Source organism: Actinoplanes sp. NPDC019969 (assembly GCF_055562375.1).
In genome coordinates, this window is sequence record NZ_JBVHFK010000004.1 from 152499 (window position 1) to 171883 (window position 19385).

The 19385-nt window shown below is 70.3% G+C and carries 12 protein-coding genes and 1 riboswitch; of the genes, 5 read left to right on the forward strand and 7 right to left on the reverse strand.

What is annotated here, in order from left to right; all coding sequences use genetic code 11:
* Window positions 1–48: 48 nt before the first annotated feature.
* On the reverse strand, window positions 49–558 hold the full coding sequence (locus tag ACZ3II_RS14165; RefSeq protein WP_465518049.1) for an FBP domain-containing protein: 510 nt from the start codon (window positions 556–558) through the stop codon (window positions 49–51).
* A 306-nt stretch (window positions 559–864) separates the two neighbouring features.
* Window positions 865–1842 (reverse strand): class I SAM-dependent methyltransferase, encoded by a 978-nt coding sequence (locus tag ACZ3II_RS14170; protein ID WP_465518050.1) that lies wholly within the window; start codon window positions 1840–1842, stop codon window positions 865–867.
* A 284-nt stretch (window positions 1843–2126) separates the two neighbouring features.
* Between ACZ3II_RS14170 and ACZ3II_RS14175 the strand changes: the two genes are divergently transcribed.
* Window positions 2127–2657, forward strand: a complete 531-nt coding sequence (locus ACZ3II_RS14175; protein ID WP_465518051.1) for a substrate-binding domain-containing protein — start codon at window positions 2127–2129, stop codon at window positions 2655–2657.
* On the opposite strand, the gene ACZ3II_RS14180 is transcribed toward ACZ3II_RS14175, so the two are convergent.
* A complete protein-coding gene (locus ACZ3II_RS14180) occupies window positions 2654–3322 on the reverse strand; it encodes an adenosylcobinamide amidohydrolase (protein ID WP_465518052.1) in 669 nt (222 codons plus the stop codon). The genes ACZ3II_RS14175 and ACZ3II_RS14180 overlap by 4 nt on opposite strands.
* A 10-nt stretch (window positions 3323–3332) precedes the next feature.
* On the reverse strand, window positions 3333–3872 hold the full coding sequence (locus ACZ3II_RS14185; RefSeq protein WP_465518053.1) for a GNAT family N-acetyltransferase: 540 nt from the start codon (window positions 3870–3872) through the stop codon (window positions 3333–3335).
* A 71-nt stretch (window positions 3873–3943) separates the two neighbouring features.
* On the opposite strand from ACZ3II_RS14185, the gene ACZ3II_RS14190 reads away from it, so the two are divergent.
* Window positions 3944–4909 carry an Acg family FMN-binding oxidoreductase gene (locus ACZ3II_RS14190; RefSeq protein ID WP_465518054.1) on the forward strand — a complete coding sequence of 322 codons (966 nt, stop codon included), beginning with the start codon at window positions 3944–3946 and terminating at the stop codon, window positions 4907–4909.
* Between the two features lies 1 nt (window position 4910).
* Here ACZ3II_RS14190 and ACZ3II_RS14195 read toward each other — a convergent pair whose 3' ends face one another.
* The gene (locus ACZ3II_RS14195) at window positions 4911–6542 is read right to left on the reverse strand and encodes a sulfatase-like hydrolase/transferase (RefSeq protein WP_465518055.1); all 1632 of its coding nucleotides are present in this window, start codon (window positions 6540–6542) and stop codon (window positions 4911–4913) included.
* A 127-nt stretch (window positions 6543–6669) separates the two neighbouring features.
* Here ACZ3II_RS14195 and ACZ3II_RS14200 point away from each other — a divergent pair, with 127 nt between their 5' ends.
* Genes ACZ3II_RS14200 through ACZ3II_RS14210 form a run of 3 tightly spaced genes read left to right on the forward strand, consistent with a single transcriptional unit; the run spans window position 6670 to window position 10975 of the window.
* Window positions 6670–7335 carry a TetR/AcrR family transcriptional regulator gene (locus ACZ3II_RS14200; protein WP_465518056.1) on the forward strand — a complete coding sequence of 222 codons (666 nt, stop codon included), beginning with the start codon at window positions 6670–6672 and terminating at the stop codon, window positions 7333–7335.
* Window positions 7329–9068, forward strand: coding sequence for an ABC transporter ATP-binding protein (locus tag ACZ3II_RS14205; protein ID WP_465518057.1), 1740 nt, complete (start codon window positions 7329–7331; stop codon window positions 9066–9068). Before ACZ3II_RS14200 ends, ACZ3II_RS14205 begins: the two co-directional genes overlap by 7 nt.
* Window positions 9065–10975, forward strand: a complete 1911-nt coding sequence (locus tag ACZ3II_RS14210) for an ABC transporter ATP-binding protein (RefSeq protein ID WP_465518058.1) — start codon at window positions 9065–9067, stop codon at window positions 10973–10975. The genes ACZ3II_RS14205 and ACZ3II_RS14210 overlap by 4 nt, the downstream gene beginning before the upstream one ends.
* A gap of 53 nt (window positions 10976–11028) precedes the next feature.
* On the opposite strand, the gene ACZ3II_RS14215 is transcribed toward ACZ3II_RS14210, so the two are convergent.
* A complete protein-coding gene (locus ACZ3II_RS14215; protein WP_465518059.1) occupies window positions 11029–14430 on the reverse strand; it encodes a Calx-beta domain-containing protein in 3402 nt (1133 codons plus the stop codon).
* Window positions 14431–14484: 54 nt separating this feature from the next.
* Window positions 14485–14563, reverse strand: a riboswitch (cyclic di-GMP riboswitch).
* A 304-nt stretch (window positions 14564–14867) separates the two neighbouring features.
* Window positions 14868–19385 carry a Calx-beta domain-containing protein gene (locus ACZ3II_RS14220; RefSeq protein ID WP_465518060.1) on the reverse strand — a complete coding sequence of 1506 codons (4518 nt, stop codon included), beginning with the start codon at window positions 19383–19385 and terminating at the stop codon, window positions 14868–14870.

A 19385-nucleotide genomic window follows, 5' to 3' on the forward strand; every position in this document is an offset into this window, starting at 1 on the left:
ACGCCGAAGCGCCGATCGGCGACCGGCCGGCACGTGGCGCCGCGCACGTCAGCCCGCGACGACCCGGTTCGTGAACGCGGACAGGTTCGTCATCGCCCGCTCGATCCGCTCCTCCAGGCCGAGCGTCTCCTCCCGGCGGACCAGCCGCATCCTCGGCTGCCGTTTCCCCCGCAGGTACAGCGAACAGGCCAGATCAGCGCAGAGGTACTCCCCGACACTGTTGCCGTTGCGCCCCGCCGCACCCGCCAGCGGCGCCACGAACAGCGCCACCCCCGACGACGCATGATCGGTCAGGCACACCCGGCACATGCTGGACCGCATCGCGCTGGCCCGCCGCGCCTCCGGCCGCCGCAGCACCAGCCCCGTCAGCCCGCCGCCGACCGGCACGACCAGCAGCGCCCGCAACGGCGCCCCCGGATCCGTCCAGCCGAGAAAGTCCAGGTCATCCCAGGGTACGGTGCCGTCGGAGAACCCCGGCGGCATTTTGATCCGGCTCGCCTCGCCCTTACTGCAGTTGACGAAGGACTCGCGGATCTCCTTCTCCTCCAGCTTTCGCATTCCGGCGAACCTACGCCCGCCCGAACCTCCCGGCATCCGTTTTTCTTTCCGGTACGCCGTATGCAGCCCCGGCCGTCCCGTGGCCCCGTGGCGAGGTCAGCGGCTCCCCAAAGCCTCACCCTCCATGGGCCGTCGCCCAGTCCCCTACGCCGCCCGCATAACCGGCCTGCCGTGCGGCCGAGACCGCGAGCCGTCGCCCAGACCCGCCACGCCAACCGGATGACCCGCCTGACGTGCGGCTGAGACCGTGAGCCGTCGGGCAGCGCTGCTACGCCAACCGGATGACCTGCTGGACGTGCGGCTGGGTCAGTGGCGGGTGGCGAGGGCGAGGAAGCGGGTGGGGGTGTCCTCGTAGCTGGTCAGGTGCCAGCCGGAGGAGGACAGCAAGGGGCCGAGGCGCTCCTCGCTCATCGGTTCGCCCGGGCGCAGGGTGCGGCCGTGACGGGCGGCGAGCTGGGCGCGGCCGGTCGGGTGGAAGATCGCGAGGGTGCCGCCGGGGCGGGTGACGCGGGCGAGTTCGGCGAGGCCGGCTTCCGGGTCGGGCAGGTGGTGGACCAGGCCGGCGGCGAAGATCACGTCGGCGCGGGCGTCGGCGACCGGGAGGCGGCGGGCGTCGGCGAGCAGCAGGGTGGCGTCATCGTCGCGGCCGGCACGGTGGGCGGCGGTGAGCATGCCGGGAGTGAAGTCGAGGCCGACGACCCGGCCGGTCGGGCCGGCGGCGGCGGCCAGCGCGGGCAGGGCACGGCCGGTGCCGCAGCCGACGTCGAGGACGACGTGGCCGGGGCGGACGCCGGCGAGACGGACCGCCTCCGTGTACCGCGGCATGTCGTCGCCGAACCTGCTGTCCCAGTCGGCGGCGCGGGCGGCGAAGAAGGCGCGGCTCTCGGAGAGGTACCAGCGGTCGACGTCGGCCAGGTCGGGGTGCAGGTGGCGGATCACCGGCCAGTCCGGGTCGCGGTGGTCGATCACCACTTGGGCGCGGCGTTCGCCGTCGCCCTCGGCGAACCGGTGGCGCGGGCCGCCGCGCAGGAAGACCAGGATGCGGTCGGTGGCCGGTTCGAGGACGTTGAGCGCCGAGTCGAACATGCCGCCGCCGGGGCCGGTGAGGCCGAGAACCGCGTCGATGCGCCAGGCCCGGGCCGTGGCGGGGAACGCGGCGGCGAGGTGCGAGGCGAACGTGGCCGCCGCGCCGGGGTCGCCGCCGTCGACGATCACGGTGAGCGGGGCGCGGGGCGTCAGGACCTCGGCGAGGAGAGCGGTCACTTCGGTGATGCGTTCCGGCACGCCCTCAGCATGCCGGGGCACATGTGACGTACGCAACGTCGGTACGCCTGCTATTTCTACGTATTTGCCCGGATTCATCCCTGCCATTGTGCTCGCGCGGTGAACGAGAGGGCGGGAACGGCGGTGGTGCGAGCGCCGGAGCGTGGGGCGACGCGGCGAAGGGAGCCGCGGTGAGGAGAGCGCCACGAGGGCGGTGCGGCCGGGTGGGAGAAAGGCGGGAAACGCGGGAAACAGGGGTGGGGAACCGGAAAGGGCGGTGGGGTGGTCCAAGGCGGATGAGGAGATTGACGGCCGCGGTTGCGGTGGGGGTTCTGGTGGCGGGTGGGTGTGCCGGCACGAGCCGGCCGGAGAACGGCACGGATGCGGCGCCGGGGGCACGGACGAGTCCGGGCGGCGGGGCGGCGGAAGCGAACGGCGACTCGGCCGAAGCGGGCGGCGACCCGGCGAAAACGAACGGCGGTGCGGCGGAAGCGGGTGGCGGGCTCGTGGAAGTGCGGGTGTTCGCGGACGAGGCGCTGCGTGGGGCGTTGACCCGGGTGGAGCAGGGGTACGAGGCGATGAATCCGAATGTCGAGGTCGTTGTCACGTACGGGCAAGGGGGTGACATGGCCCGGAAGATCGCTGACGGTGAGAAAGCGGATCTCCTGATCGCCGATGGGCCGTCGGCGGTAGGGACCGGGCAGCCGGAGCGGATCGGGCGGCTCAGCGTCGTCGATCTGGATCGGGCCGGAGGGCCCGCCGATGGGCTCGCCACCTTCCTGCGGGAGGGGGACGGCAAGCGGATCCTAATCGATTCCGGTCTGTTGCGGCCCTAGCGGGCCGCCCGCGCGGACCATGAGCGGCCGGTGGCCAGGTTGGTGGCACCGCCGGCCCGGACCGCGGTGTGGACGGCCCGGGCCAGGGGGGCGCCCCATCGGGAGCGCGGTCCGCCGTACGGGGCGGGTGCTCCGGTGAGCGGGCAGAGCACGCAGACCGCGTCGGTGGCGGTGCCGGTGGCGGCCAGGCCGAGGTCGCGCAGGGCCTGCACCTTGGCCTCGGTGGCGGTGGCGATCGCGTTGATCAGGGCGCCGTCGCCGAGCCGCTGCGGCACCCAGATCACGATGTTGACCGTTCCCGGAATGTGATCGAAGCCGGACTCGGTGGAGGCGGCCTGGATCGGGGCGCCGAGGCCGACCGTGGCGTACACCTGGACCCCGTCGTCGTGCTCGGTGACCATGTCGGCCACGTCGACGCCGGTGAGCAGGCCGATCCCCGGACCGGTCAGGCCCAGGCCGGTGGCGAGAGCGGCCAGGTGGGCGTCCGGGTCGGGCCGGGCGTACGACATCGCCACCGACGCGTTGATCAGCCACTCGCGGGGCCCGGCGCCGCCGCCGAGGACCGCGCTGGAGGCGGCCAGCAGCGGCTCCGGGAAACGCCAGAGCAGCAGCGGGACGTCGAGGCCGTCCTCCCGGCGGTGGGTCAGCGACGGTTCGGCGAACATTGTCCGGACTCTAGTTCCACTCGTGGGCCAGGATCGCCCAGATCTCCGTGTCGTTGCGCTTGCCGTTCCACGGGTACGCCTCCCGCAGCAGTCCCTCCCGCGTCATGCCGAGGCGGCGGGCGACGTTGGAGCTGTCGACGTTGTCCGGGTTGCAGTGCCATTCGGCCCGGTGCAGGCCGCGGGTACGGAACGCCCAGTCGATCAGGACCCGGACGGCGCGGGTGACCAGGCCGCGGCCGGTCGCGGACGGCTCCAGCCAGACGCCGATCTCGCAGTTGCCGACCTCGGCGTCGAAGGCCACGAACATGGTGCCGCCGACCAGGGTGCCGTCCAGCCAGATCCCGTACAGCCGCAAGCCGTCGCGGGCCGTGCCGTCGGCGTATCGCTGCAGGGTGGCGGTCGCGCTGGCCAGGTCGTGGCTGCGGCTCGCCCAGGGGATCCACGGGTCGACGGTCTCCCGGGCCCGGTCCATGTGCGCAAGGAACTCCTTGGCCTGCCACGGTTCGAGCGGGCGCAACTGAGCACTCTCGGTGAGGTCGATCGAGAACATCGGGGAAGCCTAGCGGGCGGTAGGGCCCAAAGGCCGTACCTGATGCCGGGTGGAGGCAGCACCATGGAGACATGAACGACGACGACGAGGTCAAGCGCGCACTGGTCCAGGCAGCGGACGCGGCCCGGTTCGCACCGTCGATCCACAACACGCAGCCGTGGCGCTGGGTGGTCCGCGGCGACCGGCTGGAACTGCACGGGGTGGCCGAGCGCCAGCTCCGCGAGCAGGATCCGGACGGCCGGATGTTGCTGCTGAGCTGCGGGACGGCGCTGCACCACGCCCGGGTGGCGCTGGACGCCGAGGGCTGGCGGCACGAGGTGGAACGTTCGGCCGGCGAGCCCCTCGCGGTCGTCCGGGCGGTCGAGCGGGTGCCGGCGAAACCGGAGGCGACCCGGCACTTCCAGATGCTGCAGGTCCGGCGGACCGACCGGCGGACGGTGACCGACGAGCAGATTCCCGAGGGCACACTGCGCCACCTGGTGACGATGGCCGAGGAGGCCGGGGCCCGGCTGCACGTGCTCGACCGGGACCAGGTGCTGGAGCTGGCCGTGGCGGCTGACCGGGCCCAGCACGCCGAGGACGGCGACGAGCGGATCACCGCGGAGACCGCGACCTGGGTCGGCGGCGACCGGACCGGGGGCACCGGGATCCCGGCGTCCGCGCTGCCCGAGGAGGTCCCGTTGACCACTGTCGCCGAGCGGGACTTCCGGTCGCCGGGCACGCTCACTGTCGGTGACGGGCACGACAAGGCGGCGACGTACGCGGTGCTCTACGGCGAGGGCGACGAGGCGGTGGACTGGCTGCGCGGCGGTGAGGCGCTGAGCGCGCTGTGGCTGGCCGCGACCGAGCAGGCGGTGAACCTGCTGCCGCTGAGCAGCCCGGTGGAGATCCCGTTCACCCGGCAGACGCTGCGCCGGATGCTCGGCGACGTCGGTTTCCCGTTCCTGGCGGTGCGCCTCGGCACGCTGGATCCGGCCCGGTCGGCGCCGCCGAGGACGCCCCGCCTCCCGGCGGGGCAGGTCATCGACGTGGAGTGACTCAGTGGGGGTCGCCTTCCGGGCCGAAGGTCGCGAGGAAACGGTCCCGGAAGGCGTCCATCCGCCAGACCGGGGCGGCCGGGTCGGGTTTGAGGCCGTCGGTCCAGCCCCAGGAGGCGATCCGGTCGAGGACCTTCGGGTCCTTGGCCACGATCGTGATCGGCACGTCGCGGCTGGCGTTCGTGCCGACGATCACCGACGACGCCTGGTGGTCGCCGAGGAAGATCATCACCGTGTCGTCGTTGCCGTACCGCTCGAGGTGTCCGAGCAGGCTGTCGAGGGAGTAGGCGACGGACTTGGCGTACTCCTGGCGCACCCGCGCGTCGTCCTTCCACACCTCGGCGGTGGACGGGACGGACGCGGCCATCGGGCCGTAGACGCTGCCGTCGCCGAGGGTGTCCCAGTCGAGCATGGTCGGCGACGGCGCCCACGGGGCGTGGCTGGAGACCAGGGTGATCTCGGAGAGGAGCCGGCCGCGGCCGGCCTTGCCGTACTCCAGCTCCTGGAACTTCTTCATCACGTACTGGTCGGGCATCGGGGACCAGCCGAACTTGGGACCCTGGTAGGTGAGGGCGTGCGAGTCGTAGATCTGGTCGTACCCGTAGAAGTCGCCTTCCGGCCAGGCGAAGACGACTCCGGGCTCGACCCCGACCGTACGGTGCCCGGCTTTCTTGAAGGCCTTGGCGAGGGTGAGCCGGTCGGTGGCGACCAGGCTGCGGTAACGCTGCTCGTTGTCGATCCAGAGCCCGGACAGGAACGTCGAGTGCGCCAGCCAGCTCCCGCTGGTGGTGGTGGGTGAGGTCAGGTAGCCGCTGCGGGCCGCGTAGCCCAGCCCTTCCAGCCTGGTCCGGTGGGTGGCGAGGCTGTCCAGGATGGCGCCGTTGAACTCCGGGTTCTCGACAGCGGTCCGCCCGTAGCTCTCGATGAACGAGATGGTCACGTCCTTGTCGCGCAGCGCGGTCAGCAGCTGGGTGCCGGGCCGGTCCCGGTAGGCGTCGACCTGGACCTCGGCGGCGAACCGTTTCCGGTCGGCCAGGTCGTTGGGGATGGCGAGGGCGGTCTGCGCGGCCAGGTCCGCGGCGGCGTGCGAGGCGACCGGAAGACCGGCGATGAGTTGTACGCCCATCGCGGCGAGCGCTGCCCAGGCCGCGCCGGCCGCCCCGAGGCCACGCCAGGAGCGGACCCGGTTGGCCCGCAGAACGGTGGAGAGCCGTACCACCGCCCAGGTCATCGCGGCCACCAGCGCGACGGTGAGAAGAACCGTGACGATGCTCAGGCCGACCGTGGCCGGTCTGCCGATGGCGTCGATCAGGAAGTTGAAACCGTCGTCGACCAGGATCCAGTCGAGGACCGGGTTGAACGGCCGGGCCAGCACGGCGAAGAACCCGATGTCGATCATCTTGATCACGGTGAGCAGGCCGAGCAGCACGCCGAGGCCGGTGACCAGAGGCCGGCGGAACCGGCCGAGGCGCCCCCGTTCCGGTAGCAGAAGCAGGATCACCCCGGCGATCAGCGCCTCGACCGGAACTCGCAGGAGCGCGGTGACGACCGAGTTGCCGGGCGGCAGACGGGTGATCTGGTCCGGGACGGTCAGCGCCAGAAAGACGATCAGCGCGGCGAATCCCGTGGTCACATGCCTGACAACCCGGCGGTACGGCTTCGTTTGGCTCACATTCCCTTCATACGCCACCTCCCTGGGTCTGGTTCGACCGCCATAAACCATTTGGCTGAGTGAGTACTCGCTCATTAGAGTGGCGGCCATGGAACCCCGACGCAGACGCGTTCCCGCGATGGCGCCGGAGGAGCGCCGGGCCGCGCTCATCGACGCGACCATCCCGTTGCTGCACGAACACGGGCTGGAGGTGAGCACCCGGCAGATCGCCAGCGCCGCCGGCGTCGCCGAGGGCACGATCTTCGGCGTCTTCGAGAGCAAGAGCCAGCTCGTCACCTGTTCGGTCATCAAGGCGCTCGACCCGCAGCCGACGCTGGACGGCCTCGCCGCGATCGACCGTTCGCTCCCGCTGGAGGTCCGCGTCACGCTCGCGGGCGAGCTGGCCTACGCCCGCTTCCTGGAACACGCCCACCTGCTCACCGCCGCCCGCCGGCTGATCCTGCTCGGCGAGCAGGATCCGGAGACGAAGTCCCGGATGGCGGCCGGCCGCGAGCGCCTGGAGTCCGCGGTTGCCGACGTCTTCGCGCCCGACGAGGCCCGGCTGCGGGTCCCGCCACGGCGTGCGGCCCGGCTGCTGCTGGCCTTCTGCGGCGCCAACACCTTCGGCCCCTACGCGGACGACACCTTCGACGCCGCCGACCTGGCGTCCCTGCTGCTCAACGGCATTCTCAACGGCCTGCCCGAGATCGATGTCGCGGCCGTCGTGCTCGACGAACTGACCAACAACGGACGGGGGGATCAGACACCGTGCTGATCAAACTGCTTCGCGTCCATCTGCAGCCGTACCGGACCGAGATCACCATGGTGGTGCTCTTCCAGTTCCTGCAGACGATCGCGACGCTCTATCTGCCGGCGCTCAACGCCGACATCATCGACAAGGGCGTGGTCCCCGGCGACACCGGCTATGTGCTGCGGGTCGGCGCCGGGATGCTCGGCATCACGCTGCTCCAGATCGCCGCACAGGGTGTGGCGGTGTACTTCGGCGCCCGCACGGCGATGGCCGTCGGCCGCGACCTGCGCGCCTCGATCTTCCACCGGGTGCAGACGTTCTCCGCCCGCGAGGTCGGCCAGTTCGGCGCGCCGACGCTGATCACCCGGACCACCAACGACGTCCAGCAGATCCAGATGCTGGTGCTGCTCACCTTCACGCTGATGGTGTCGGCGCCGATCATGTGCGTCGGCGGCATCGTGCTGGCGCTCCGCGAGGACGTGCCGCTGTCCGGGCTGCTGCTGGCGATCATCCCGATCCTGGTCACCGTGATCGGCCTGATCATCATGCGGATGCGGCCGCTGTTCCGGACCATGCAGGTGCGGGTGGACCGGGTCAACCAGGTGATGCGCGAGCAGATCACCGGCATCCGGGTGATCCGGGCGTTCGTCCGCGACGATCACGAGCGGCAGCGGTACGGCGTCGCCAACGACGAGCTGACCGACGTGTCGCTGAAGGTCGGCCGGATCATGGCGCTGATGTTCCCGACGGTCCTGCTGATCGTGAACATCTCCAGCGTCGCCGTGCTCTGGTTCGGCGGTCACCGGATCGACTCCGGCGGCATGCAGATCGGCGCGCTCACCGCGTTCGTCAGCTACCTGATGCAGATCCTGTTCTCGATCATGATGGCGACCTTCATGTTCATGATGGTCCCCCGGGCCGAGGTCTGCGCCGAGCGGATCGAGGAGGTCCTGGGCACCTCCTCCAGCGTGACGCCGCCGAAGGCAGCGGTCACGACGCTGGCCCGGCGCGGCGAGCTGGAGCTGCAGGATGTCGGGTTCCACTATCCGGGGGCCGAGGTGGGCGTGCTTGCGGGGGTACGGCTGACCGCCCGCCCCGGTGAGGTCACCGCGATCATCGGCAGCACCGGCAGTGGCAAGACGACCCTGCTCAACCTGGTTCCCCGGCTGTTCGACGCCACCGAGGGCCGGGTCCTGGTGGACGGCGTGGACGTCCGCGAGATCGACCCGGACCTGCTGTCGAAGGTGATCGGCCTGGTGCCGCAGAAGCCGTACCTGTTCACCGGCACGATCGCGTCCAACCTGCGGTACGGCAACCCGGACGCAGGAGACGAGGAGCTCTGGCAGGCCCTGGAGATCGCCCAGGCCCGCGAGTTCGTCGAGTCGATGGAGGAGCGGCTGGACGCGCCGATCGCGCAGGGCGGCACCAACGTCTCCGGCGGTCAGCGGCAGCGCCTCGCGATCGCCCGGACCCTGGTGCACCGGCCGGAGATCTACCTGTTCGACGACTCGTTCTCGGCGCTCGACTACGCCACCGACGCGGCGCTGCGGGCGGCGCTGACCGAGCACATCGCGGACGCCACCGTGGTGATCGTGGCGCAGCGGGTCAGCACCATCCGGGACGCCGACCGGATCATCGTGCTCGACGACGGCCGGGTGGTCGGCACCGGCACGCACGAGGAGCTGATGGAGACCAGTCCCACGTACCGCGAAATCGTTCTGTCCCAGCTCACCCTGGAAGAGGCGGCCTCCCGATGACTGCACCTGCTCCCCAACGACGCGGGCCGATCCCCGGTGGACCACCGGCCGCCCGGATGATGATGGCGGGCGGACCGCCGGAGAAACTCGAGGACTTCAAGGGCTCCACCAAGCGGCTGCTCAAGCTGCTCGAACCGCAGCGGGCGTTCGTTGCCGGGGCGCTCGGGTTCGGCGCCGTCAGCGTCTTCCTCTCGGTGTACGGGCCGTACCTGCTCGGCAAGGCCACCGACGTGATCTTCGCCGGGGTGATCAGCAAGCTGCCGGACGCGAACGCGGGCGACAAGTTCGCCGGCGTGGAGGTGGTGCCCGGCCAGGGCATCGACTTCGACAAGCTGATGCGGATCCTCGGCTGGGTCGCCCTGATCTACGTGTGCGCCTGGATCTTCGGCATCCTGCAGGGCCGGCTCACCACCCGGGCCGTCCAGGCCGCCGTCTTCGACCTGCGGCAGCAGGTGGAGGACAAGCTCGGCCGGCTGCCGCTGTCGTACTTCGACAAGCAGGCCCGCGGCGAGGTGCTGAGCCGGGCCACCAACGACACCGACAACATCGCGCAGACCCTGCAACAGACGTTCGCCCAGCTCGTCACGTCGCTGCTGATGATCGTCGGCGTACTCGGCATGATGTTCTGGATCTCGCCGTTGCTGGCGCTGATCGCGCTCGTCTCGGTGCCGGTGTCGATCTGGCTGACCACCGTGATCGGCAAGCGGTCGCAGGGCCAGTTCGTCGCCCAGTGGAAGACCACCGGGCAGCTCAACGGCCACATCGAGGAGATGTTCACCGGGCACACCCTGGTCAAGGTCTTCGGGCGGCAGGGCGAGGCGTCGGCGGTCTTCCAGGAGCACAACGACAAGCTGTACGCGTCCAGCTTCCGCGCCCAGTTCATCTCCGGCCTGATCCAGCCGGCCATGATGTTCATCAGCAACCTGAACTACGTGCTGGTCGCGGTCGTCGGCGGTCTGCGGGTGGCGTCCGGGTCGCTGTCGCTCGGCGAGGTGCAGGCGTTCATCCAGTACTCGCGCCAGTTCAGCCAGCCGCTCACCCAGGTCGCCAGCATGGCCAACCTGGTGCAGTCCGGGGTGGCGTCGGCCGAGCGGGTGTTCGCCCTGCTCGACGCCGCCGAGCAGTCCCCGGAGCCCGCCCCGGCGGACCTCGGCCGGGTACGCGGCCGGATCGCCTTCGAGAACGTGTCGTTCCGCTACCTGCCGGACAAGCCGCTCATCGAGAACCTGAACCTGGCCGTCGAGCCCGGGCAGACCGTGGCGATCGTCGGGCCCACCGGCGCCGGCAAGACCACACTGGTCAACCTGCTGATGCGGTTCTACGACGTCACCGGCGGGCGGATCACCCTCGACGGCGTCGACATCGCCACCATGCCACGGGAACAGCTACGCGAACAGATCGGCATGGTGCTGCAGGACACCTGGCTGTTCGGCGGCAGCATCGCCGACAACATCGGGTACGGGGCGGACTCCCCCACCCGGGACTCGGTCCGGGCGGCGGCCGAGGCGGCCCACGTCGACGGCTTCGTCCGGATGCTTCCCGACGGCTACGACACCACCATCGACGAAGAAGGGTCGAACGTCAGCGCCGGCCAGAAACAGCTGGTCACGATCGCGCGGGCGTTCCTCGCCGAGCCGAGCATCCTGATCCTGGACGAGGCGACCAGCTCGGTCGACACGCGTACCGAGGTGCTGATCCAGCAGGCCATGGCGACGCTGCGCAGCGGGCGCACCAGCTTCGTGATCGCGCACCGGCTCTCCACCATCCGCGACGCCGACGTGATCCTGGTGATGGAGAACGGCACGATCGTCGAACAGGGCACGCACGACTCGCTGCTCGCGGCCGACGGGGCGTACGCCCGCCTCTACTCCGCCCAGTTCGCCCAGGCCGTCGCCGAGGTGGACTGAGGCATACGGAACGGGGGCGGCCGGTCGGCCGCCCCCGTCTCGGTACTGCCCGCTTACTTGATCGTCACGGACTTGCCCGCGGTGGTGGCCGCGTTGATGCCGGACGTCCCGGAGACCGTGGCCCGGATGGTGACCTTGGTCTTCGACTTGATGCTGACGGTCTTGGTGAAGTTCGCCGCCGTCGTCGTGCCGGTGGTCAGGTTGACCCACTTGCCGCCGGAGAGCCGCTGCACGGTGACCTTCTGGCCGGCCGCCTTCGGGTTACCGGTGACGACCACCTTCAGCTTGCCCTTCGACGGCGAGCTGATCGCCAGCGCCGGGTTCTGCGTCAGCTTGACCGTCCGGACCGCCGAGACCTTGTCGTTCGACGAGACCGCGAACGCCCAGCCGGTCGTGATCGACCGGGTGAACCGGAAGTTGCCGCTGCCGTCCGCCTTGACCGAGACCAGCTGCTTGAAGTCCTTCACGTCGGTCTCCGGCAGGGCGGCGCCCCACAGCCAGACCGAAGCGTTCGGCGACGCCTTGCCGGTGATCGTGGCAGTGCCCGCGCCCTTGCTCGGCCCGGAGACGCTGAGCGTCGGCGTCACCGCCGGGGTGCCGGGCTCGCCCGGGTCGGTCGGGGTGGTCGGGGTGGTCGCGCTGTTCGCCTTGATCGTGACGGTGGCATCACCGTTGATCACCGAGGCGCCCATCGGCCCGGGAGCCCCGAGCCGCACCGAGAAGTACTCGTCACCCTCGGCCCAGCCGTCGTTGATCAGCGGAACCTTGATGCTCCACTTGAGGACGTTCGCGGGGACCTCGGTCACGCCCTTGGTGTACTTGAAGTCCTCGCCCGCCTTGGCCGTGCCGTCCGACGTCCAGAACGGGATGGTGACCGGCTGGGTGCTGGAGGTCGCCTCACCGGTGAAGGCCAGGGTGACCGGCACCTCCGCGTAGCCGTCCTTCTCGTGCGCCACGATGTCCGAGATGGCGACCGCCGGCGGAAGGTCCAGCGGGTCGTCGGCGATCTTCACGGTCGTCGACGACGTGGCGAAACCGGTCAGGATCGACGAGATCTCGTTGGCGGTGATCGAGATGGACTCGTTCGGCTCGTCGATGGTGTCGCTCAGGATCTCGATGAGCTGCGCCGGGTAACCGTTACCGCCGGAACTCGCCGCGAACTTGCCACCGCTTGCGGTGAGCAGGCCCGACTCGCCCCGGCGCACCTCGATGTCGAGGGCCGCCAGGGTGTCCGGCACCTTGAAGTCCACGCCCGGGGTCGCCGGCTCCGACGCGCCGCCACCCACGGTGAGGCCGAGGTGGTAGGTGTACTCGGAGACGCCGACGACGGTCCCGGTCACCGGTAGGGTGCCGCCCTCCGTGACAGTGCCCAGCTGGTAGGTCAGCTTCGGCTGGGCATCGTCGTTGCCGATCGACACCCGCGAGACGTACACGGTGGTGTCCGCCGAGTTGATCACGTTGTTGGCCGAGGCCGTGGCCGAGGTCCGGGCGAAAGTGACGTTGAAGGTCTGGTCCTTCTCGAAGACCTCATCGCCGTTGATCGGGACGTCGAGGTATCCGACCGTCTCGCCGGCCTTGATCGTCACGACCTTGTTGACCGGCTGGGTGTAGTCGTTGTCGCCTGCGCCGACACCCGTATCGTCGACCGCGCTGGCGTCCGCGAACGTGGCGTCGAAGGCGACGTCGGCGGCAGCCGGACCGGTCAGCCGGACCGGGATCCGGGCCAGGGTCGTGCCGGTGTTGCCCTCCTGGACCTTCACGTCCTCGGTGGTCCAGGACGGCGCGGCGTCGTCGTCGGTGATGTTGAACTCCTGGTCGCCCAGGTAGGTCGCATCCACCACGCCGCTCGGGCTGGTCAGCCGGAGGACGAACTTCTCGGCCGGCTCGGCCTGACGGTCGCCGATGATGGTGACCGGGATGGTCACCTCCTTCGTGGCGTCCTTCGGCACCGTGACGGTCCCGGCCTTGCCCTCGTAGTCGCTACCGGCCTTGGCCGTGCCGTCCACGAAGGTGTAGTTCAGCACCGCGTCAGCAGGCGAGTTGGTGTCGAACTTGACGTAGATCTTCTTCTCGACCGGGCCCGTGCTGCCCTCGGTCCAGGTGCGCGCCCCGTTGGTCGTCGGGCCGGTGGCGGTGCCGTAGTAGACCGTTTTGCCAGAGCCCGTGTCGGTGATGATGCCGTTGGCGTAGGCCTTGCCGAGCGCAGCGGTCGGGCCACTCGGGAGGTTGATGGTGGCCCGAACGCCTTCGGGACCCTCGAAGTCGGGCCCGTCGTCGTTCGTCGTGGTCAGCACCATCAGGTTGCTCGACGGGGCGTACGACGGGATCGTCGTGGGCGTGCCGTTCGTCCAGAGGATGTCCTCCGTTCCGTCACCGGCAGGGGCCGCCACCTTCGCCGCGGTCGTCCCGGAGATCGCCTCACCGGCCACGGCGACTTCTACAGCGACACCCTTCTCCGAAGGGTTGGTGAGCGACAGCGGGAAGGACAGGTAGGTGCCCTCGACCGCCGACTCGGAGTTGGCGATGCTGACCTCGGGCAGCTTGTCGTCGTCCCGAATGCCGACCTTGACCTTGTCCTGGCCGCTGATGACGTTACCGCCGAGGGCAGCGCTGGTCACACCACCTGCGAGAGTACTGCGAGCGACGTCCTCATTGACGCTGAAGTACTGGACGTCGGACTCGTCGGAATTGTCGTCCCAGAGCGTCACCGTCGTCGTTCCGACAGTGCTGTTCGCCGGGATGGTGATGATGGCATCGGCAGGCAGCGCCGTGTAGTCCCGGTTCGCCTCGCCCTCCGGCGTCGCCATGTCGGTCTTGAAGTCGGTGCTACCCGCGACAGCGGCCGTCTTGACCGGCACGATGACGTCACGGGTCTGCGGGAACGTCTGCCGGGCGGTGATCGTCACCGTCTTCTGGGCGCCACCGGTCGCCGTCTCGTCGACCGTCGTCTCCCCGGACAGCGTGATGAGGTTGTTCGAGTCGGTCCCGAGGATCGTGCCGGTGCCGCTCTTCGTCAATCCGCTGGCGTCGGTCGCCGTCAGCGCGAGGGCCTCGGTCGTATCCGCGTCCTTGCGGGTGTTGACTGTCAGCGTCGCCTTGTACGACCCGCCCGCGGACACGGCCGGGAACGAGATCTCCCGGGGGGCGACACTGACATAGTCGTTACTAGCCGTCAGGTTCGCACCACCCACAGCGTTGACGTCGCCGGTGTCCGCCGTGTCGCCGGTGCTGAAGCTGAAGATGCCCGACGTGGAGCCGGTGTAGGTCAGGGTGAAGGTCAGCTTGCCGCCACCCCAGTTGGTGGCGTTCGAGATCGTCAGATCGTCGATGTTGCCGGTCGGCGCGGCGAACGCTGGCGAGCCGACGAAGACGCCGGGGACGAGGCCGATCGCGACAGCGGTGGCGGTCGCCAGGGCTTGCTTGACTCGCGTGGGTCCCCAGAGCGTGAACGGCACCCGCTCTCGCGGCGCCGCTTGGATTGGTCGATGACGCATTCTCTTCCTGTCTCCTTCGGCGGCTGGGCTACCTCCAGCGGGGAGGCCCCTGGCTTTGCGTCCCCGTCTCGCGACGGGTTTGCCTGTTCGGGTACCGCACCTAGGGCGGTTCGGGGTGCCGGTTTGACCGGCCCTCAGCAGCGCAAACACCGGGTGCGACGTTCCGCTTCGGGTGGCGCTAACTGCAATCTAACCGGCGTATCGGCCCGTTCGCGGCGGAACGCATTTTTCGGTAGAAAGACCTTCACATAGCCGGTATTCGGCCTGGACGTGTGGCTCTGCCCGGCCGCGACGACCACTCTGACCAGCGGCGAACTGTACTCGGGGGTCGTACCCCCAGGGTTGGAAAACGCAGGAAGGGCGGCCCGAAAGGACCGCCCGCACCACCGCATCGCCTCTTATTTCACCGTGACCGTCCGGGACGCCGAGGTTCCGGCGAGAATGCCGAGCGACGGCGTCGCGGTGATCACCGCCCGGAAGACCGCGCTGCTGCCGGGGGTGAGGCCGCGGACCGTGGTGGCGAAGCGGCCCTTGGGGCCGAGCCTGCCGTCGTCGACCTCCCGCCACGCCCCGCGGATCTGGCGTTGCAGCCGCACGGTCTGACCGCCCTCGTCGGGGTCGCCGGCGACGGTCAGCGTGACGGCGCCGCGGGCATGGGAGACCGCGGTCAGGGCCGGTTCCTGCCGGATCCGCACCAGGCGCACCGGCGAGCTCATCCCGGCGGCGCGGGTCTGGAACCGGACCCCGATGCCGATGGCGGGCTGGAACGTGTAGGCGCCGTCGTCGTCGGCGACAGTCGTGCCGACGATCTTGAAGGTGCCGCCGGCGGACCCGCCCGTGCTGAACAGCTTCACCTTGGCGCCGGCGGCCGCGATGCCGGTGAGGGTGACCCTGCCGGAGCCGGATCGGCCGGCCGGGGCGGTCAGCGTGGGTGCTTTCGCCTTGTCGTTGTCGGTGACGGTGACCGTGCCGTGCCCGCCGGTCACCGACACGCCCGCGGGAGCCGCTACGCCGAGACGGACGGTGAAGGTCTGCGCCTTCTCGTCGCGGGTGTCGTCGATCAGCGGCACCCGGACTGTGCCGGAGTCCTCGAGCGGGTCGATCGTGACGGTGCCGGCGGACTTGCGGTAGTCCCTTCCGGCTTCGGCGGTGCCGTCGGCGGTCTGCCACGGCACGGTGACGGCCCGCTCGGTGGAACTGGCGCCGCCCCGGAAGTTCAGGGTGACCGGCAGATCCGCCGCGTCGTCGTCCTCGCTGACCGTCACATCGCCGACCGACACGGTGGGTGGGCGGTCGGCCGGGTCGTCGGTGATCTGGAGACGGAGGACACCGCCACCGAGGGTGAACTCGGCGATCTCGTCGTCCTCGTCGATGGTGTCGTCCTTGAACCGGATGGCGCCGAGGGTGATCCGGCTGCCGCTCGGGGTTCCGGCCGGGATGACGAGGCCGTCGCCCAGGTCGTAGTCGGCCGGTTCGGCGCCGTCGCCGCCCAGGGTCCGGTGTTCGACGACGAGCTTGCGCTTCTCACCCGGCGTGATGCGGACGACGGACCGGGTACGCGCCGCCGTCTCGTCGTCGCCGATCACGAAGTCCCGCTGCGGCGTCCCGGTGACCGTGCCGACCACCTCGAAGCTGCTGCCCTCGGCGACAGTGGCGGTGGCCTGTGCGAGCGTGACCGTGGGTTCCGGGTCGTCGTCGGTGATGGTCAGGGTGGCCCGGTGGGAGGAGCCGCCGGGGAGCGACACCGTGACCACGGCGGTCTCGTCACCCTCGTACACCCTGTCCTGCAGGATCGGCACGGTGATCAGCGCACTGGACTGGCCTTCGGGTATCCGTACCGTGGTCGCGGGTCTCTCGAAGTCCTCGGAGAGGGGCTCGATCGCGACGTCGAAGTCGAGGTCGCCGGCCGCCGGCCCGCTCAGTCCGACCTTGATCGTGGCGGGGCCACCTGCCTCACCTGCCGTGACGTCACCCACCGTGAACTCCGGCAGTGGCAGGTCCTTGTCGTCGTCGATGATGACGATGCGGCCCTCGGCCCGGTCGACGCCCACGTCGGCGGGGCTGGGACCGAACACCCGGACCGTGACGGTCTCCTCGGGCTCGGCGCGCTTGTCGTCCACGATCGGCACCCGGATCACACCGCTCGTCCGGCCCGGCGCGAACTCGACGACGCCCGTCCTCGGCTCCGCCACGTCCTCGCTGCCGGCGAGCACCTCGTAGCTGACCGAGACCCGCTGTTCGGTGCTCGTCGCGTCGGTGCCGAGGAACTCCAGGTCGACCGGCACCTCGGCGAGGCCCTGGTTCTCGGCGACCGTCACGGAGCCGGCCGAGACGGCGGGTGGCGCGTCCCGCGGGTCGTCGAGGATCTCGTAGCGTGCCTCGACCGGCGGGCCCTGGGGGCTCTCCAGGACGGCCTTGACGGTCTCGGCCGCCTCGTCGGCGGTGTCGCCGGCCAGGTTGATCGAGTGCAGGGTGACGGGGCCGGTGCTGCCGCCGGGCAGTGTGACCGTCACGTCGCCGCCGGTGAAGTCGGTCGGCTCCGCGGGGTCGGCGCTGCCCGGGTCGCCGCTGAGGCGCAGCAGGTAGCCGATCGGGTCCTCGGCGACCCCGGACGGGGTGGCGATCACGCCGACGGTGCCGCCCTCGGTGCCGGACGCACCGGTGTTCAGGGTGAGCGCCGGCGCGGCGTCGTCGTTCTTGAGCCTCAGCTCGTCTCTCGCCGGGTCGCCGGTGACGTTCGGGTCGCCGTCACGCGGGGTGACCACGACCATCGCGGTCTCGGTGTCCTCCGAGACCGTGTCGCCCTTGACGGTCACGTCGAACGTCTGGGTCTCCTCGCCCTCCTCGAAGGTCACCGTGGACGGCACGCTGTAGTCGGCGCCGGCGATCCCGCCCTCGGTCTGGACCGCGGTCCCGTCCTCACCGGTGACGTCCAGGACGATCGGGCCGGGAGCGGGATGGCTCAGCTTCACGATGAAGCGCGCCGTCTCGGTGGCGTTCCCTTCGTTCTCCCAGTCGGGGTCGGGGCCGTCGGGGGATTCCCGGGTGACCGACGCGATGCTCGGGAGCCCGTCGTCGTCGAGGATCCGGAACTCGTGCTCGCCGAGTCCGGTGGCCTCCACCCCGGTCAGCCCGGACAGCTTGATCCGGAAGGTCTCGCCGGTGCCCTCGTCCTCGGTGTCCCCGTGGATCGGCACCACGAGCTGATGGGCCGTGGAGTTCGGGGGGAAGACGAGGGTGCCCGACACCTTGTCGAGATCCGCGCCGGTGGTGGTGCCGTCGAGAACCTCGTAGTCCACGCGGACCTCCTCGTCGACCTCGACGTTGAGGAACACCCAGAAGTGATAGTCATAGGTGTCGCTGTCGCCCTCCGGGATGATGGTATGGGCGTCCACCACGATGGTCGCGTCGACCACCGAGCCGGTGGCCGGCCTCTGCTGCGACAGGGTCGCGGCGCCGGGATCGGTGACGGTCAGCTGGACGGTCTCGGGATCGGTCTCCGCCTCGGCGTCCCGGACTGTCGCCACCGGGACGTTCTGCACCGTCTCGCCCGGGGCGAAGACGACGTTCCCGGTCGCCGGGGTGTAGTCGCCGCGAGCGGACTTGGCCGTGCCGTCGGCTGTGGCGACCCGTACCGTGATCGGGTTGTCGCTGGCGCCGCTCAGCCTGACCGGGAAGGCGAGCGCCTTGCCTTCGGCGACCGTCCTCTCCGGTGCCAGCACCGAGACCTTCGGTGCGACCGGCGGGGCGTCCCGGACGGTGACGGTGGTACGAGCCGTCGACGTCTCCATCGCCTCGAGGCCGTCCATCGCGGAGTAGGTGACCGTGAACGTCTCGGGTCCCTCTACCGCGGCGTCGGGCACGGTGGGGATGATGATCGGGCCGGGAGTCTCCCCGGGCCGGATCCTCAGCTCCCCGCTGGTGACGCCGTAATCGATGGAGCTCGCCGAGCCGGCCTCGACGGTGTACTCGACGTAGAGGTTCTTCTCCGTCGCCGTAGCCGTGTTACCGGAGATCTCCTTGTAGTCGAGGGCGACGCGGATCGACACATCGTCACCCTCAGTGACCGAAGTCTCGGCGGGGATGACCAGTTTGGGCGGCTTCTCGCTCTCCGAGTCGGCGGCCAGGACCCAGCCGGTCGCGGAGCCGGCGACCCCGGCGTCGATGGTGACGGTGAGCAACTCGCTGTACTCGTCGATGCGGTCGGTCACGAAACCCAGGTCCGGCAGGGTGATGCTCCGGTCGCCGGGCTCGATGGTTCCACGGAGAACGTTCTCGCCGAGTGCGCCGAGGGCGATGTCCCGCGCGCCGGCCGGGGCGTTGTCGCCGTCGTCGACGCCGCTGACCGTCGCCTTCCAGGGGATCGGGTCGTCGGCGACGCCGGTCACGGTGAAGACGGCTCCCAGGGGCGCGCCCTCGGACGTATTGGCCCCGCCGTACATGTCGATGGTCGGCGGGGTGTCGTTGTCGGTGATGGCGAAGGTGTACTCGCGGTCGCCCTGGATCGTGTCGCTGAGGCCGGTGAGCGTCATCGTGAACGTCTCGTCAGCGCCCTCGTAGACCTCGTCGCCATGGATCGGCACCTGGACCTGCACCTGGGTCTGGCCTGCCTCGATCGTGACCGGTGTGGCGGGTACCGCGGCGAAGTCCTCGCCGTCGGTGGCGGTGCCGGCGGCGAACGCGTAGGAGAAGGTCAGATCGGTCTCGAGCGGGGTGTCCAGCGTGACGTTGAACGTCTGGGCACTGTCGCCCGTCCCGCCGTCACCCTCGTCGATGGTCTCCCCCAGCGGGGTCACCGTGAGGACCGGGTCGCCCGACCGGGCCGCCGCAGGCGACATCGGCAGAGCGACGGGCACCGCGAGGGCCACCGCTATCGACGTCGCAACGTGGAACGGGACTTTGTCGTCGGCGCGCAT

Coding starts and splice junctions, on each gene's coding strand:
- ACZ3II_RS14185 (WP_465518053.1), bottom strand. CDS start 3,872: ATGTTCTCGATCGACCTCACCGAGAGTGCTCAGTTGCGCCCGCTCGAA.
- ACZ3II_RS14200 (WP_465518056.1), top strand. CDS start 6,670: ATGGAACCCCGACGCAGACGCGTTCCCGCGATGGCGCCGGAGGAGCGC.
- ACZ3II_RS14165 (WP_465518049.1), bottom strand. CDS start 558: ATGCGAAAGCTGGAGGAGAAGGAGATCCGCGAGTCCTTCGTCAACTGC.
- ACZ3II_RS14220 (WP_465518060.1), bottom strand. CDS start 19,385: ATGCGCGCCGACGACAAAGTCCCGTTCCACGTTGCGACGTCGATAGCG.
- ACZ3II_RS14210 (WP_465518058.1), top strand. CDS start 9,065: ATGACTGCACCTGCTCCCCAACGACGCGGGCCGATCCCCGGTGGACCA.
- ACZ3II_RS14180 (WP_465518052.1), bottom strand. CDS start 3,322: ATGTTCGCCGAACCGTCGCTGACCCACCGCCGGGAGGACGGCCTCGAC.
- ACZ3II_RS14190 (WP_465518054.1), top strand. CDS start 3,944: ATGAACGACGACGACGAGGTCAAGCGCGCACTGGTCCAGGCAGCGGAC.